We start from the raw sequence: 17,013 nt of genomic DNA on the forward strand, positions 1-17,013 counted from the left end.
CATGGTCTCCACCATGACTTACGAAAACAAAAAACGCGCCGTCCTGCTTTTCATCGCGCTTGCGGTGGCAATCTGGATTGCGATCGATGCACTCGCCGGCGGCGCGCAACACTGGAACCGCGTCGCCGTGCGCCTGCCACTGCTCCTGACAGGCTCCGGCTCCGGCTGGCCGATAAGCGGCGGCTTCATCCTCAACATCCTGCTGTCGATTGCCTCCATGGCGGTGGCGACTACCCTTGGCACAGTGATGGGTCTTGCGACGCTCGCAAAATCGCCCTTCATTCGCCTGCCGGCATTTTTCGTCATGAATTTCCTGCGAAACTCGCCTTGGCTCGTGCTGCTTTTCGCGATGCTTTACATTCTGCCTTTCGAGATGAAGATCTTCGGCTTCGTCGTTCCCTTCCCGCCTTTCGTAAAGGCGGTCATCGGGCTGGCGTTACCGACGGCGGCGAACTTCTCCGAAGTCATTCGCGGGGCGGTGCAGTCGATCCATAGCGGTCAATGGGAGGCGTCCCGTTCGCTCGGTTACACCCAGCTGCAGATTTATCGTTACGTCATCCTTCCCCAGGCCTTGCGCCGGATGATACCTGGCTGGATGAACCTCTATGCCCTGCTGATGATTGCAACCGCGCTTGCCACGGTCACGGGTATTCAGGACGTCTTGACCATCCTCAACACCTCACTGGCGATGGAGAGCGAACGGGCGCTCGTCTATTTTTATCTGACCATCCTCTTCCTGTTTTTTGCCTATTGCTACCCGATCGCGATCTTCGCGCGGCGCCTGGAGCATGCGGTTAAAGGAGACAATCTATGAACCGCTCCAACGCCCTGATCGAGATCGATGGCATCCGGAAATCTTTCGGCACGTTCGAGGTCCTGAAAGGAATTTCCCTCAGCGTCGGCAAGGGGGAGGCTGTCTGCATCATCGGACCGTCCGGTTCCGGAAAGTCGACCATTTTGCGCTGCATCAACGGCCTGATTCCGGTCAATGAGGGTTTTATCCGGGTGGGAAATCACAAGGTGCACGAGATGCGCACCGAGAAGGCAATGCGGCCATTGCGCCACCAGGTGGCGATGGTGTTCCAGCAGTACAATCTCTTTCCGCATCGCACCGCCCTGGAAAACATCATGATGGCGCCGATCCAAGTGCTCGGCCATGACAAGGCAGAGGTCGCGGATCGCGCTCGGAAGCTTCTCGCCAAGGTGCGCCTGTCGGAAAAGGCCGACAGCTATCCTGGCCAGCTTTCCGGCGGCCAGCAGCAACGCGTGGCTATTGCCCGCGCGCTTGCCATGCAGCCGGAAGTCATTCTTTTCGATGAGGTGACTGCCGCCCTGGACCCGGAAACGGTCAAGGAGGTTCTCGTTACGATCCGCGAGCTTGTTGAGGAAGGGCTGACCTGTGTCCTCGTCACCCATGAAATGAAATTCGCGCGTGAGGTTTCACACCGCGTCTGCTTCACCGACCGGGGGTTGATTGTTGAAAGTGCCCCACCCGTCGAGCTGTTCGACCATCCAAAAGATCCGCGCACACGCGAGTTTCTTGGCCAGGTTCTGTGATTGCCCAAAACTCCTGAAAGGCGGGCCTTTGCGGCCCGGTATGCAATGCGTAAGTTTGACGATATCTACGCCGCCGATTTCAAGGAAGCTCCCTATTGGTGGGAGGAGGCCGAGCCGGAGACGAATCTCGATCCCGTTCCCGAGTATGCCGACGTCGTGGTTGTCGGCTCCGGCTATGCCGGTCTTGCTGCCGCAACCCACCTTGCGCGTGCCGGACGCTCCGTTGTCGTGCTGGACAGTGACCGGCTCGGTTCCGGTTGCTCGACGAGGTCCGGCGGAATGGTGTCCAGCGGCCAGAAGCTCGTCGTTGGAGGCGCGATCAAGGGAATTGACCCGGAGTTGATCAACCGGCTTATCGGCGAAAGTAACGAAAGCTTCGAATATCTGAAAATGTTAATCGACACGGAGAAGCTCGATGCCGGGCTGAAGCTGACTGGTCGCTTCTTTGGCGCCTACACCGCCACAGACTACGTGACGCTGAAGCGCCACGGCGCTCTGCTTGCCGAAAAGACTGGCGTGAAGGTCAGCTTCCTTGATCGAGATCAGCAGCGCGCGGCCATCGGTTCGGATTATTATCACGGGGGTATGCTGATAGATGACTATGGCGGCCTGCATCCGGGACTTTACCACAAGGCGCTGCGCGGGCGGGCCAAGGCTGCCGGTGTCATGCTGCGTTCCCACGCCCGTGCTGGCGTCGTTGAGGACGGGCCAAACCGCGATAAGATTGTACCAACGGCGCGTGGGACGATCCGCACGAAGGATGTGATCGTCGCGACCAATGGCTATACGGCGGATGATGCGACGCCGGAATTGGCGCGCCGGCTCGTGCCCGTAAAGAGCTATCAAATCGCTACCGAGCCGTTGCCGGCCGATCTGATGGCTGAGCTTATCCCGCAGGGCCGCATGATTTCGGACACCCGCCGGGATCTCATCTTCAGCCGACCATCGACGGACGGGACGCGGCTGTTGTTCGGTTCGCGCCCGGGTGTGTTCGAAATGTCGGAAAGGCGCGCCGCAAAGCACATCTATGCCAGGATGCTGGCTGTTTGGCCCCAGCTCGCTGGCGTCAAGATCACCCATTCCTGGGTCGGAAGTGTCGCCATGACGGTTGACAAGCTCGCTCATATCGGTGAGCGCGATGGGGCGAATTTTGCGGTGGGATGCAATGGCAACGGTGTCGCGCTGATGACCTATCTCGGTTATCAGACGGCGCGAAAGATCCTGGGCGAGCAAAACGCCAAATCGGCGTTCGACCGGCAAAAATTCACCGCCGTTCCTTTTTATTCCGGCAAGCCATGGTTTCTGCCTGCCTTTACCGGATGGTATCGTCTGCGCGATTTCCTCGACCGGCCGGGGCGTTGAGATGGATGAAGGGCAAGCGGAAATGCGCCTGGAAGAAGATGCGCTCGGAACACGGCTGATACCGGCCGCCCTGGCCTATGGCATCCAGACGGCGCGCGCGGTCGAGAATTTCTCGATTTCCGGCCGGACGATCGCCGATATCGAAGGCTTCATCCCGGCGATTATTGCCATAAAGCAGGCTGCCGCACGGGCCAATTGCAGGGCCGGCGACCTTGATCCGCAGATCGCCGGGGCAATCGAAATGGCTGCGAGCGAACACGCTGTAATGCCAGGCAGGCAGGATTTTCCTGTCGATATCTATCATGGCGGCGGCGGTACTGCGGCCAATATGAATGTCAACGAAGTCCTGGCCAACAGGGCAAGTGAAATTCTGACCGGCAGGAAGGGACAGGATCCCGTTCATGCCAATACCCATGTCAACATGGCGCAATCCACTAACGATGTCATTCCCTCGGCAATGAAAATGGCGGTTGGGGGTGAACTGGCTGGCCTCCGCGCAGGTCTGGGCTCTCTCGTCGATGCTCTTCGGGTCAAGGAGAATGCCTTTCGCGACGTGGTCAAGCTTGGTCGAACCTGCTTGCAGGATGCGCTCCCTGTCACTTTCGGTCAGCAGTTTTCAGGTTATTCAGCCGCCTTTGAGCGACAGATGGCGGGGATGTCTGGTCTGGAAGACGTTTGTCTGCGGCTGCCGCTTGGCGCCACTGCCGTCGGCACTGCCTTTGGCGCCTCGCAAGCCTATCGCCGCTTCGTCTTCGAAGAATTGCAGGCACTGACCGGCAAATCTTATCAGCCGGAGGAGAATTTTTTCGACGCGCTGCAAAATGCCGACGATTGGGTGAGGATTTCAGCCGCATTGAAAGCAATCGCCCTGACCCTGTCGAAATTTGCGGCCGATCTGCGCCTGATGTCATCAGGACCGCGGGCGGGGCTTGCCGAGGTCACCCTTCCGGCGGTGCAGCCGGGTTCGTCGATCATGCCGGGCAAAGTCAATCCGGTTATGCCTGAAATGATGATGCAGGTCTCCTTCCGTGTGATCGGTAATGATGCCACAGTCACCCGCGCCGCCGAGGGTGAACTTGACCTCAATGTATGGGAATCGATCATTCTCGAAGCCATCAGCGAAAGCATTCGTTTGATGCGACGCGCGATCCCGCTTTTTGTCTCCCATTGTATCTCGGGGATAACCGTCAATACGGAGCGCGGCCTCAGCGATGCATCCGGATCGCTCGCCCTGTCGACAGCACTGGTGGCGATCTACGGCTATCCGGCGGCATCTGCCGTCGCCAAGCATGCGGCCACCAACGGCCTGTCCGTCCAGGAGGCTTCCGAGGCTTGCGGACTGATGACGCGAGCGGAGGCCGACCTGCTTTTTTCCGATGTTGCAGCATTCGCAGACCCGGACCGGACCGAGCAACGGATCGCCAGCTTCCGCAACCGCACATCCACCCTCAACAGGCGCTAAAAAATGTCCAGAATAATCCCTGATGCCGTCTTGTCGTCGAAGACCCTGCCTGCGCACGTGGATGTCGTGGTTATCGGTGGCGGCATCATTGGCGTATCGACAGCGTTGTCGCTGGTCGAGCGTGGCATCAGCGTTGCCGTCTGTGAAAAGGGGCTGATCGCTGGTGAGCAATCGTCCCGGAACTGGGGCTGGGTGCGCCAGATGGGGCGTGATCCGGCCGAGTTGCCGCTTTCCATGGAAAGCTTGAGGCTCTGGAGAGGCATGAACGAGCGGGTCGGCGCCGAAACCGGGTTGCGCCAGTGCGGCATTGCCTATCTGTGCGAGACGGACGCTGACGTCGCCTTTTACGAGGAGTGGCTCCAACATGCCGCCGCACTGGGTCTCGACTCGCGCATTGTGCGCGGTGAGGCAATGCACGCGCTGGTGCCGGGCATGGGCAGGCAGTTCAAGGCCGTGATGCACACTCCGAGCGATTGCAAGGCCGAACCGTTCATGGCGGTTCCCGCCATGGCACGCGGTGCTGCCGCAAAGGGTGCCCATATCCTCACGGGCTGTGCGGTCCGGTCAATCGAACGCTCCGCCGGGAAGGTAAGCAGTGTGGTGACGGAACATGGCGAAATCCGCTGCTCTTCCGTCGTGCTGGCGGGTGGCGCGTGGTCCAGGCTTTTTGCGGGCAATATGGGAATTGATATTCCGATCCTCAAAATCCTGGGCAGCGTCGCGCGTCTGTCGGGTGTTGATGGCATGACGGATATGCCGGTGGGCGGTAACGATTTCGCCTTCCGTCGCCGTCATGATGGCGGCTTTACGGTAGCGCAGCGCAACGCCGATATCGCGCCCGTCACTCCGGATAGCTTCCGTCTGTTCGCCGACTACCTGCCGTCGCTCGTTAAAAACTGGCGGGCATTACGCTTTCGGACAGGCGGGCAGTTCCTGCGGGAAATGGCGATGCCCCGCCAATGGAAAAGTGACGCTGTGACGCCGTTCGAGCAGATCCGCGTTCTCGATCCCGTTCCGTCATCGAAGCTCATTTCCCAAGGTATCGACAAGTTGTCCAAGTCCTTCCCGGCATTTGCTAATGCCCGCATCACGGCTACCTGGGGCGGCCTCATGGATGTCACGCCGGATGCCGTTCCGGTGATCTCTGCTGCAAGTGCCATTCCCGGCCTTTATCTGGCCGTCGGATTTTCCGGCCATGGATTCGGTATCGGCCCCGGTGCCGGAGCGCTGACGGCTGATCTGGTGACAGGCTCCAAGCCATGCATCGATCCGGCGCCGTTCCGCCTGGAGCGTTTCGGGCGACTGCACCGCTCGCTGGAGAATTTGCGGTAAGATTTTTAAAGATCAAGAGATAGCGTCCGGTGCGCGACCCCGCTTCTGCGAGACGCGCTACAGGCGAGTTGATACTTGCCGCGCCGGTCATCTCGCAGACATCTTACGGCTCGGAAAACGGCCAGGTTTCCCGTCAGGTCGTCCAGGCTGATACGGACGCCCAGGGCCAGATCAGGCCCACTCCTCATTCCACACCTGAACCATGTGGCCGGGTGTAACTTCGCGATATTCGCGGTTTGGCGGCGTGAAAGTTTTCGGCCGGATTGGGCTGCGCAACTCTGTATCAGCGAATTTGCGCCGCATATGCCTGCGTGAGGGATCTGGTAGCGGCACGGCCGATAGCAAGCGCCTGGTATAGGGATGTTGCGGATTGGAGAAAACAGCTTCGCGCGGTCCGGTCTCAACGATTTCGCCGAGATACATTACAGCTATGCGATGGCTCATGCGCTCGACAACTGCCATGTCGTGGGAAATGAACAGCAGGCCGAGTTTCAGTCGTTCCTGAAGGTCCAGTAACAAGTTTACCACCTGAGCCTTGACTGAAACGTCGAGTGCCGAAACCGCCTCATCGGCAATGATGAGTTCGGGTTGGAGCGCCAGCGCTCTTGCGATGCAAATGCGCTGGCGTTGCCCGCCGGAAAACTCATGCGGATAACGGCTCGCCATAGCCCCAACCAGACCGACTTCGCCAAGCAGATCACGCGCAAGCTTTCGGGCATTTCGGGGCGTTTCCAACCCATGGATCAAAAGAGGCTCCGCGATGGCGTTTTCAACTGTCAGGCGGGGATTGAGGCTGGCGAATGGGTCCTGAAAAATCATCTGAACTTGACGGGACAGGTCCGATCTGGTGAAGGAGCCAACATCCGCGCCGTGGATATGGATTGAACCGGAATGCGGCCGGTTAAGTCCGGCCAGCAAGCGGCCAGTGGTCGATTTTCCGCAGCCCGATTCACCTACCAGCGCAAGTGTTTCACCTCGCGACAGCGAAAAGCTGACATTCTCGACCGCATGCACGCGCGAGTGCACCATCCGAGTGAAGGCGGATCGCATCTCGAACCGCGCCGACAGGTTCCTGACCTCGAGAAGCTTGCCACTCGCCGCGTCGATGGTATCGGGCCGCTTCTTCTGTGGCAGTGCCTGTCCTGTTTCCATGTCGATAATCGGGAAAGGACTGGGGCCATCTTCGCCGGCAGAACCGAGTTGCGGCACCGCGGAAAGCAGGGCGCGCGTATAGGGCTTTTGCGGGCTGGCAAAGACTTCTGATGTCGTGCCGGTCTCAATCTGGTCGCCGCGATACATCACCAGCGTACGGTCGGCGATTTCAGCGACGACACCCATATCATGGGTGATGAAAAGCACAGCGGTGCCTTCCTCTTCCTGCAGGGTTTTGATGAGGTCGAGGATCTGCGCCTGAATGGTGACGTCGAGCGCCGTGGTCGGTTCGTCGGCAATCAGAAGGGCGGGGCGACAGGCAAGTGCTATCGCAATCATCACGCGCTGGCGCATGCCTCCGGAAAACTGGTGCGGGTAATCGTCGATACGTTTGGCGGAGGAGGGAATCCGCACTTTCTCCATCAGTTTCAAAGTTTCCGTCCGTGCCACGCTTTTCGAAATACCGTTATGGGCAATCAGGGCTTCCGCGATCTGTTCCCCGACGGTCAGTACCGGATTGAGGCTCGTCATCGGTTCCTGGAAGATCATCGCCACCCGGTTGCCACGGATGTCACGCATGCGAGCAGGGGAAGCGCCGATCAGTTCTTCGTCGTCGAGCTTGATCGAGCCTTCGATGCGGCTCGTCTTTTCCGGCAGAAGCTGCATCACGGACAGTGCCGTAACACTCTTGCCGGAACCGCTTTCTCCAACGATCGCAAGTGTTTCCCCGGCACGGATGTCTAGGTTCAGCTCGCGAACCACGGGGTTGAACGTGCCGTCGCGCAGGAATGAGACCTTGAGATTGCGGATGGAGAGGACAGGATGAGTCGTGGTTTCGGTCATTGTCACTTTTTCCTGTTTCATACGCCGCTCTTGCCGCCGCCCGCAAGGACGGCTCCTGCCGCCGAACGCGGATCGAGCCAGTCGCGCAGCAGATCGCAGACCCCGTTGAGCACGAGGATCATCACGACCAGCGCCAGACAGGGCCAGACAAGCAGCATGGGCTGATGAGCGATGGCCGCCCGGCCGGTTCCGATCATCAGCCCGAGTGAGGGCGAGGGAGGGACGACGCCGAGACCAAGGAAGGACAGGCCCGATTCAAGCACAACCGCCGCCGCCGTGACGAAGCTGGCCTGAACCAGAAGAGGTCCCATGATGTTGGGTAAAATGGTTTTCAACATGATGCGGATGTTACTGGCACCCATGGCCTGTACCGCCTCGACATAATCCTGCGAGCGAACGGTAAGCACGCTGGCATAGGCGATGCGGGTGAAGCCGGGAACGAACACTGCGGCAAGCACGGGGATCAGTGTCATCGGGCCTGGCCCATAAAGGGTTACGGCGAGCATGGCGAGGAGAAGCGGGGGGAAACAGAGCACGACATCCATGGCCCTGAGCGTCAGGATTTCCGGAAAACCTCGCATGTAACCGCCGATAATGCCGAATGCGGTACCGATGACGCCAGAAAGGATGGAGGTCGAGAGGGCGATAAACAGCGAGATACGGATGCCGAAGACCAGCCGGGAGAGAATGTCGCGGCCCATTTCATCCTGCCCGAGCGGGAAAGCTGAAGATGGCCCGGCGAACCGCTGACCCATGGTCATCTTCAGGGGATCTGACAGGGGCAGTACTGGAGCAAGCAGGCATATCAGTGCGATGAGCGCAAGCAGCAGCGGCCAGACGAGACGAAGCGAGCGCGTCATTTGCGAATCCTCGGATCGGTGACACCGTAGACAATATCGACGATGAGGTTGAGCGTGATGAACAGGGCCGAAATGACCAGGATGACCGCAGTAACTGTGGGGTAGTCGCGTGAATTGACGGCGCTGACCAGCATGCCGGAGAGACCCGGCCAGTTGAAGACGTATTCCACCAGCACCGTGCCGCCGAACAGGCCGCCAAGATTGAGCGCGAAGACCGTGATGACCGGCATCAGCGCGTTGCGCAGCACGTGGCGGGCAATGATGCGCCGTTGCGGCAGCCCCTTGGCGCGTGCGGTTCGGACATAATCCAGCGGCAGAACATCGAGCACTGAGGCACGCGCGATGCGCACGACGATCGCCGCAAGACCGAGCGCTATGGCAAAGGCGGGCATCGCCAGCAGGATCAGATGCTTGCCGGGGTCGTCTGAAATATTGACATATCCACCGGCTGGCACCAGCTTCCACATCTGGGCAAAGACCAGAATTATCAATGTACCGGCGACGAAAACGGGGATGCCCTGGGCAAAACCGGCAAGAAAATTCGAGACGCGATCGAAACTGCCGCCCTGTCGCAAGGCTGCGACAACGCCGACCGGTAAGCCGATGATCAAACTGAGGATCGCGGCGGCTGCGATCAGCTCAAGTGTACGCGGCAGGCGTTTGGCAATTTCGGGTGCGACCGGTGAACCGTCGATCATCGAGTTGCCGAGATCAAAGCGAATGAGGCCGGACATCCGATCGACATATTGCGTCAGTATCGGCCGGTCGAGGCCCAGATCGTTGCGCAACTGCGCAACCGAAGCCGCGTCGGGCGTCGAACCTTCTCCTGAAAGCAGCAGTTCAGCCGGATCGCCTGGCACCATATAAATGGAAAGAAAGACGAGGCTGGTAACGACCCAGAGCAGCGCCAGAGAAATGGCAATTCGCTGCAGGAACCAGAACATGAAGACCCTCCGGCAGTCAGCCGTGCAACGTCAGCCTGAAAATACTTGCCTTTCAGGCCTCTTCCGCACGGAAGATGAGAAACGGGTGCCCGGACAGGCGAGTGCCGACCGGGCTAATTCCAGATGTTACGACAGCGAAAGCTCGTCGAAAAGGCGACCGGAGAAGGGAGAAATCTGGTCCGGAAGCATATGGAAATTGTTGACGCGCTTCAGGTGGGCAAAGCCGGTGGCGCGGTAGGAAAGACCGCAAAAAGGCGTGTATTCGATGACGAGCTTGTCGACTTCGGCATATATCGCCTTGCGCTTTTCCAGGTAGAACTCCGCACGGCCCTTGGCGAGCAGCTCGGTCAGGCCTGGAACCTCGAAATTGCGTGAGCGGAAGAAGGTCGGCGACAGCGTCGGGTCAATAAGGGCGCTTGTCGCATCCGGATCGAAGGTGTCGAGGCCGAGACCCTGAATGGCAAAATCGCCCTGACCACGGTTACCCATGGTAACGCGGGTGGACCAGTCGGGCATCGTCAGTGTCACGTTGATGCCGACTTCAGCCAGATGGCCCTGGACGATGACGGCGGTATCGCGGTGCATGCCGTACTGCGCGGTCGAGAGCAAATTGACGGTCACACCTTCTGCACCGGCCTCCTTAATCAGCGCCTTGGCGCGGTCGGGGTCGTAGCTCTGCCCCTTGGCGAGTTCGGCGTTGTAGAACGGCGTCGCGGACGAGCGCGGCACGCCTTCGAGCACTGCGCCACGACCGAAGAACACGCCCTTGACGATCTCTTCGCGGCGAATGGCGAGGGAAACGGCGCGCCGCAGGCGCTGGTCCTTGAATGCACCAGCTCCGTTGAACGACAGGAACATGAAAGCGCCTGTGGCAGCTGTCTCGAGCGCAACACTGGCGTCCTTGTCGAGCTGGTCCATTGCGCTCCACGGAACGTAATCGATCACATCGACATCGCCCGCAGTGATCGCTGCAACACGTAGGTTTTCGTCGGCGTAGGCGGTGACACGAACCTTCTTGAAATGCGGCAAGCCGTCCTTGAAATAATGCGGGGAGGCTTCGAAATCGAGGCCTACGCCCTTTTCTGCATTGGCCAGCGTGAACGGGCCTGCGCCTATGCCATGGTCCTGTTTGTCGGTCGAACCCTTGGCGATAATCTGCAGGAAGGGGTTGGCGAAGAGCGCCGGCAGCGCCGCGTTCGGTGATTTCGTCAGGAGCTTGAAGGTGCGGTCATCGACAATCTCGACCTTCTCGACTTCGAGCATCGCATCACGGGTATAGGCGCCGGAGCCCTCCGCCTTGATCTTCTCGATATTCCATTCGATGTCGGCCGACGTGACGGGCTGGCCGTCGGAGAATTTAACATCCTTCAGCTTGATCACCCAGGCGCGGTCGCCGTCTCTGTCGAAGCTTTCGGCCAGTTCACCCACAAGTTTGCCTTCTGGCGTGTAGGCCATGAGGAAACGGTTGATCAGCGAAGAAACGAGTTGGCCGGCATAGCCGACATTCACCCACGGTTTCAGATGAGCGGGATAGGTGGAAAGGCCGATGCGCAATGTGTCGGAAGAGGCCTGCGCAAAGGATCTGGACGCTCCGATGGCAAATGCGGCACCTGAAGCGGCGGTCAGTTTCAGAAGGGTACGGCGATCGAGTATCATGGTTAGTTCCCCATTATGTTTTGATACATGCTTGCCAGCCGGCGTGGACGATTTCGGCGCGCCACCTTTCCGGAAAAGTGTCGGTCCCGGTGGGCGTGATCTGGTCCCGTCGATATCGAAAACAATAAAGAGAGCCTTTTCCGGGTGTCAAGCGAAATTCCATTAATTAATTCATTGCAAAATCTTTGTGTCAAATAACGGAATAAGAACGCAAATTTTTCAACCTCTGGCGTAATTTTGACTTATAATCTAATTATAGGAATGCCAAAAATATTCTGGTCGTAATAATGGAATTGAGATTGACAAGGGAATGAAGCCGATCTTAGGGTCTGAACAACTGGCCCGGATTGCCCGGCAGCCGTTTCTCCGGGGCCGAAGGCTTGGCTTTCGCAGCGGGCGGCGCATGCAATCAAGGCAGTGTCGCACGTCCTCCAGATGAGGCGTTGCCTTATGACATCCAGAAGAAGGAGCGAGCCATGGCATGGCGGATTGGCGTGGATTCCGGTGGTACTTTTACCGACGTTTGTCTGTTTGAGGATGAGACGGGCGAGGTGGTGATCTGGAAGGTTTCATCGACACCGGATGACCCTTCGCGCGGGATCACGCAGGGTGTGGCCGATGGCATCGAGCGCGTGGGCATCAAGGCCGAGGACGTTTCTTATGTCGGTCACGGTACAACGGTTGCCACAAACGCGCTCATTCAGGGTCGTGGCGCAAAAACAGGGCTTCTGACGACCGGTGGTTTCCGCGATCTGCTGGAAATCGGCCGTCAGAAACGCCCGGACCTCTATGATCTCCAGGCAGATAAGCCTGAACTTCTGGTCGAGCGTCACCTGCGCTTCGGTATTGAAGAGCGTGTTTTGGCCACTGGCACTGTTGAAACACCACTGGACGAGACCGCATTGCGCGAAGCGGTGCGGGCTCTGAAGGCCGATGGCGTAAAGGCGGTCGCAGTCAATTTTCTGTATTCTTTCATGCACGCCGAGCATGAGAAGATCGCGGCCCGCATTCTGGAAGATGAGTTTCCTGAAGCCTTCCATTCGCTGTCACACCGTATCGCGCCGGAATTCCGTGAGTTCGAGCGATTGTCGACCACGGTCGTCAATGCCTATCTTGGCCCCGTCATGCAGGGTTATGTGAAAGCGCTGTCCGGCAAGCTCACCGATCTCGGCATCACGGTTGCGCCGCAGCTCACCCAGTCGAATGGCGGCGTTATCGGCTTTGATGCTGCTGCCGAAATGCCGGTACGCACGGTTCTGTCCGGTCCCTCGACCGGTGTTGTCGCTGCCCAGGCGGTTGGTCGGATGACCGGCATCGACAACCTCATCACGTTTGACATGGGCGGTACCAGCTCTGACGTTGCACTGCTTGCTGATGGTCAGTGCCGAGTGGTGAACGAGTCGGTGGTCCACGGTTATCCGATCAAGGCTCCGATGCTCGATATACACACGGTCGGGGCCGGTGGTGGCTCGATCGCCTATATCGATTCCGGCAATCACCTGAAAGTCGGTCCACGTTCTGCAGGCGCCAATCCTGGTCCGGCCTGCTACGGCCTTGGCAATGACGAGCCGACGGTCACTGACGCCAATGTCGTACTTCAGACACAGAACCCGGAATATCTGCTCAACGGCCGAATGAAGATTGACCGTTCGCTGTCGGTAAAGGCCGTCGAACGGCTTGCGGAAAAGCTCGATATGGGCGTTCTCGAAACCGCGAACGGCATTCTCGACATCGTGACGGCCAACATGGCCAAGGCCATTCGCGTGATTTCCGTCCAGCGTGGCCATGATCCGCGTGACTACGCGCTGGTCGCCTTCGGCGGAGCGGGTCCGGTGCATGCCGTGCGTCTGGCCCGTGAGCTGGGCATGAAGCGCATCGTCGTGCCGAAGACGCCGGGCGTCTTATGCGCTCTTGGCCTTTTGATGACGGATCTGAGAACGGACTTCTCTGCGACTGTCCTGCATCGCCTCGACCAGGTGGCGTCGGGAACGATCTCCACGCTTTATGATGGCCTTTCAGCTCAAGCCAATGCCTGGTTCGAGCGTGAGAAAATCGCACCAGCCGCCCGCGTTGTCACCCGCACTGTCGATTGCCGCTACGCCGGCCAGAATTACGAGATCGCAGTCGCCTTGCCGGAAGGACCGATCACCGAGGAAACCTTCCGCCTCGTCAAGGAGCGTTTCGAGCAGGCGCATCGCCAGCTCTATGGCTTCATCGCCGAAGGTGAGCCGGTGCAGCTTGTTACCTATCGTTTGGTCGCAAGCGGCGTCGTCGAAAAAGCAGCGTTCAAGGCCCGCGAGATGGAGGGCGAGGATTCCTCTGCTGCGATCTCCGGCAAGCGTGATGTCTGGATGGCCGAAGCCGGCGGTTTTACTGCGGCGACGCTCTATAACCGCGATCTGCTGAAACCCGGTAACGTCGTCGCCGGTCCTGCCATTATCGACCAGATGGATTCGACCACGGTTCTGCCGCCTGGATATGTCGCCACGGTCGATGCCTATCTCAACCTCATCGTGGAGGGAAAATGATGACGAATGCAGCCATCGCACAGAACACTGCTGCAGCACTCAATCCGATAACTGTCGAGGTCATCGGCAGCGCATTTGCCTCCACCGTCGAGGAAATGGGAGAGGCGCTCGTTCGTGCCAGCTATTCCACCAATATCAAGGAACGCCGCGATTGCTCGACGGCACTGTTCGACGCCAGGGGGGCAATGCTTTGCCAGGCAGAACATATCCCGATGCATCTCGGCTCGTTTATCGGCTTTATTCCCTATATTCTGGAGCATGTGGGCGCGGATAGTCTTGCTCCTGGCGACGTGTTTATCGGCAACGACGCCTATGAGGGTGGCGGCACCCATCTGCCGGATATCGTTCTGGCGGAGCCGATTTTCCAGGACGGCAAGTTGATCGCCTGGGCGATCAATACAGCGCATCATTCCGACTTCGCAGATCGCGGCCATGCCCACATCTATCAGGAAGGCCTACGCATTCCCCCGGTTCGCCTCTATCGAAAGGGCATTCTTCAGGAAGACATCCAGAAGCTGTTTCTCCTGAACTGCCAGGTGCCGCATGAGCGAATGTCGGACCTGCGCGCCCAGATGGCAGCGAACCGCCTTGGCGTGACGCGCCTCAAGGAACTCTGCGACAAGTATTCCACCGGAACGGTTCTCGCTGCTGGTCGCGAACTGATGGACTATGCCGAACGCAAGATGCGCGCCGGCATCGCTTCCATTCCGGATGGCACCTACAGCTTTTCGGATATGTTCGATGCGGAATCGCTGCGGGACGAGCTCGAATTTTCGGTGACAATTACAGTCAAGGGTGACGAGATGCATCTTGATTTCGTCAGCCCGCCGCAGGTTCGCGCGGGTCTGAACGTGGTCTATACCGCTCTCCTCTCCACAGTCTATTATGCGGTGAAGACCGTTGTTGATCCAACCGTCCTGCCGAATGCCGGTCTGGCCCGGCCCATCCATGTGACGGCGAAAAAGGGTACATTGCTCAATTGCGCTCACCCGGCCGCAGTCGATGGCCGCATTGCCGCATGCCAGCGTGTGGTCGATCTCATCCATGGCGCACTCGCGAAGGTGGTTCCGCACCGCGTGACCGCGGCCTGCAACGGATCTGTCGCGGTTGCGAGCTTCTCTGGTACACGCGCGGACGGCAGCCTCTGGGTCTATCTCGAAACTATCGGTGGCGGCTTCGGGGCGCGGCATAACAAGGATGGTCTGGACGGCGTGCATGTCCACATGACCAATACGTCCAACCTGCCACTGGAATCGCTTGAAACCGAGTATCCGCTGACGCTGGTTGCCTATGAACTGGTCGACGGTTCCGGTGGTGGCGGACAGTTCAGGGGTGGCATGGGGCTTCGCCGCGTGTATCGCGCAGAAGCAGACTGCCGGGTCTCCATCGGTGGCTCCCGCTTCGTCTCGCGCCCCTGGGGTCTGGACGGTGGTCTTGCAGGTGGTCTTGGCTCCTTTACCATTCTCGGTGCGCCCGAGCGGCTGGTGAATGGTGCCGGCGACATCTTCAAGGGTGACATTCTCGAGATCGTAACCCCCGGTGCCGGCGGATATGGCGAGCCATCCATGCGCGACCCGGCATCCATTGCAGCCGACGTCCGTGACGGACGCATTTCCTCCGAAGCGGCCAAATCCGTTTACGGGCTCTGATTTCCCAAGCTGGCCCGGTTTCCCTCCATAGGGAGCCGGGTCTTTTTTGGGCGAGCGGCTTGAGGTTCCAATTTTTTAACCCGCTTGACTACCCATGCCATATTGCCTAATCCAGTTCCAATTATCGGATTTTAATGAATGATATATTCACCGAAACCCAGGGGACAGCATGGCAAAGCAATCGTCCAGCAATGTCGAACGCGGTGCGGAAATTCTTCTGGCGCTAGGCAATGCGGGTGTCGGCGGCATGAGCCTTGCTGAAATCGCAGATGGGATCGGTGATGCTAAATCGGCGGTGCATCGGGCTTTGACGGGACTGTCTCATTACGGTTTTGTTGAGCAGAGCGGTCGGCGCGGCAACTACAGGCTGGGTAGCGCGATTTATGCGCTGGCGCAGCGCGTGCCAGGTATTGGTGATTTGGTCGATCTCTTCCGTCCGGCGCTTATTTCCATCACCGCCGGCACAAACATATCAAGTTTTCTCATGGCGCGGTCGGGTTTCGAATCCGTTTGCCTCGATTTCCAGCTCAGCGCGGCGCCGGTCCAACCCTTGCTTTCGGGCGTGGGCGGGCGTCTGCCGCTTGGTATCGGCCATGCAGGGGTTTGCATGATGGCGCGGCTGGACAGGGAATCCCGCGAACGCATCCTCGAAATCAACGCCCCGCATTACGAACAATGGCAGATCGAAACGGATACCATCCGCGCCGAGATCGAGATGTTCCTCGAAAAAGGCTATGTGATCGGCACGCGCAAGGCGGCGGGGTACGAGGTCTGGACGCTTTCCTTTGCGCCCGCGCCCGGTGACAATCGTTATGGTGAAACCGGGGTTTCTCTGCTTGCGCTGGCCAACAGCGTTTCGGATGACGAGGCACAGCGCTGCGTCGCGCTGATGTCTGAAGCACTGCCCTACAAGTGGTCCGGCCTCAACGCGTAACGCCGGATCATTTCCTGGACATGGGCAAGGCGCGCGCTGCGCGCCGGTTCAGCGAGAACATCCCGCCCGAAGGTAAAGCGGATGGTGTGTGCCGTGGAGACCGTGGCCCAGCACAGATTCGAGATTGACAGCCATAACTCGACAGGGTCCAACCGAGGGCGAAACACGCCAGCTGTGACGCCACGCTCCAGAATGCCCGCCACCATCCGGGAAATATTTCCCGCATATACCGTTTCGGGCTCCGATTCGCGGATGTTCTCGCCACCGTGCAGGTTCTCGATGCCAACAAGCGTCAGGAAGCCCTGATTGTTCCGGTAGTAGTCAAAGGTGAACTCCACAAGCCGGTCGAGCGCAGCAACCGGATCCGAAGGCATCGCCAGCGATTCCTCTGCATCGCGCATTGCCCGGTAAGCGTCTTCCAGCACATGCCGGAACAACGCTTCCTTGCGGGAAAAATGCCGATAGACAAGTGCCTTGTTAACGCCAGCCGAATGGGCGATAGCCTCGATATTTGCACCTTCCAGACCGTGGGCAACGAATTCGCCTGCCGCAGCCACAAGAATGGCCTTGCGGGTGCGCGAGGTGCGCGCCGCGTGTGATCCTGGCGGCTTTTCCTTCACCTTTGTTGCCTGCGGCCTGTCGTTCATTCATGTCGTCCTTCCGTGGCCGGTGAATATCATCTTTGTCTCGTCTTGTCCTCTCTTCGGCAGGGAACGAATTTTGCAGCGTTGTCG

13 protein-coding genes are annotated in these 17,013 nt (G+C 58.9%); 8 read left to right on the top strand and 5 right to left on the bottom strand.

Annotation, left to right across the window (positions count from 1 at the left end):
- Nucleotide 1: 1 nt before the first annotated feature.
- From ACQZ63_RS11235 to ACQZ63_RS11255, 5 genes are read left to right on the top strand one after another with little or no spacing between them, the layout of a single operon-like run.
- The gene (locus tag ACQZ63_RS11235) at nt 2-814 is read left to right on the top strand and encodes an amino acid ABC transporter permease (protein WP_003517556.1); all 813 of its coding nucleotides are present in this window, start codon (nt 2-4) and stop codon (nt 812-814) included.
- Complete coding sequence (locus tag ACQZ63_RS11240; protein WP_013761259.1) at nt 811-1,557, top strand: amino acid ABC transporter ATP-binding protein; 747 nt, start codon at nt 811-813, stop codon at nt 1,555-1,557. The genes ACQZ63_RS11235 and ACQZ63_RS11240 overlap by 4 nt, the downstream gene beginning before the upstream one ends.
- Before the next feature lie 45 nt (nt 1,558-1,602).
- Nucleotides 1,603-2,919, top strand: a complete 1,317-nt coding sequence (locus ACQZ63_RS11245) for an FAD-dependent oxidoreductase (RefSeq protein ID WP_113556213.1) — start codon at nt 1,603-1,605, stop codon at nt 2,917-2,919.
- 1 nt (nt 2,920) lies between these two features.
- Complete coding sequence (locus tag ACQZ63_RS11250; RefSeq protein ID WP_112154452.1) at nt 2,921-4,381, top strand: aspartate ammonia-lyase; 1,461 nt, start codon at nt 2,921-2,923, stop codon at nt 4,379-4,381.
- Nucleotides 4,382-4,384: 3 nt separating this feature from the next.
- Complete coding sequence (locus tag ACQZ63_RS11255; RefSeq protein WP_113556212.1) at nt 4,385-5,713, top strand: NAD(P)/FAD-dependent oxidoreductase; 1,329 nt, start codon at nt 4,385-4,387, stop codon at nt 5,711-5,713.
- 171 nt (nt 5,714-5,884) lie between these two features.
- On the opposite strand, the gene ACQZ63_RS11260 is transcribed toward ACQZ63_RS11255, so the two are convergent.
- From ACQZ63_RS11260 to ACQZ63_RS11275, 4 genes are all read right to left on the bottom strand, one after another.
- Nucleotides 5,885-7,708 (bottom strand): ABC transporter ATP-binding protein, encoded by a 1,824-nt coding sequence (locus ACQZ63_RS11260; protein ID WP_112682004.1) that lies wholly within the window; start codon nt 7,706-7,708, stop codon nt 5,885-5,887.
- A 17-nt stretch (nt 7,709-7,725) separates the two neighbouring features.
- Nucleotides 7,726-8,568: an ABC transporter permease gene (locus ACQZ63_RS11265; protein WP_035199211.1), complete on the bottom strand. Its 843-nt coding sequence runs from the start codon at nt 8,566-8,568 to the stop codon at nt 7,726-7,728.
- Nucleotides 8,565-9,512, bottom strand: coding sequence for an ABC transporter permease (locus tag ACQZ63_RS11270; RefSeq protein WP_013761253.1), 948 nt, complete (start codon nt 9,510-9,512; stop codon nt 8,565-8,567). Before ACQZ63_RS11270 ends, ACQZ63_RS11265 begins: the two co-directional genes overlap by 4 nt.
- A gap of 126 nt (nt 9,513-9,638) precedes the next feature.
- Complete coding sequence (locus ACQZ63_RS11275) at nt 9,639-11,168, bottom strand: ABC transporter substrate-binding protein (RefSeq protein WP_113556211.1); 1,530 nt, start codon at nt 11,166-11,168, stop codon at nt 9,639-9,641.
- A 476-nt stretch (nt 11,169-11,644) separates the two neighbouring features.
- Between ACQZ63_RS11275 and ACQZ63_RS11280 the strand changes: the two genes are divergently transcribed.
- The 3 genes from ACQZ63_RS11280 to ACQZ63_RS11290 all read left to right on the top strand — a co-directional run bounded on the left by ACQZ63_RS11280 (nt 11,645) and on the right by ACQZ63_RS11290 (nt 16,279).
- Nucleotides 11,645-13,696 carry a hydantoinase/oxoprolinase family protein gene (locus ACQZ63_RS11280; protein ID WP_112948814.1) on the top strand — a complete coding sequence of 684 codons (2,052 nt, stop codon included), beginning with the start codon at nt 11,645-11,647 and terminating at the stop codon, nt 13,694-13,696.
- Nucleotides 13,693-15,345 carry a hydantoinase B/oxoprolinase family protein gene (locus ACQZ63_RS11285; RefSeq protein WP_233283667.1) on the top strand — a complete coding sequence of 551 codons (1,653 nt, stop codon included), beginning with the start codon at nt 13,693-13,695 and terminating at the stop codon, nt 15,343-15,345. The genes ACQZ63_RS11280 and ACQZ63_RS11285 overlap by 4 nt, the downstream gene beginning before the upstream one ends.
- A 169-nt stretch (nt 15,346-15,514) precedes the next feature.
- Nucleotides 15,515-16,279, top strand: coding sequence for an IclR family transcriptional regulator (locus tag ACQZ63_RS11290; RefSeq protein ID WP_013761249.1), 765 nt, complete (start codon nt 15,515-15,517; stop codon nt 16,277-16,279).
- Here the strand turns inward: ACQZ63_RS11290 and ACQZ63_RS11295 are convergent.
- Nucleotides 16,252-16,926: a TetR/AcrR family transcriptional regulator gene (locus tag ACQZ63_RS11295; RefSeq protein ID WP_113556210.1), complete on the bottom strand. Its 675-nt coding sequence runs from the start codon at nt 16,924-16,926 to the stop codon at nt 16,252-16,254. The two genes, ACQZ63_RS11290 and ACQZ63_RS11295, sit on opposite strands and share 28 nt — an antisense overlap.
- Nucleotides 16,927-17,013 lie beyond the last annotated feature (87 nt).

The sequence above is a fragment of the Agrobacterium sp. CG160-95 genome, from assembly GCF_053521725.1.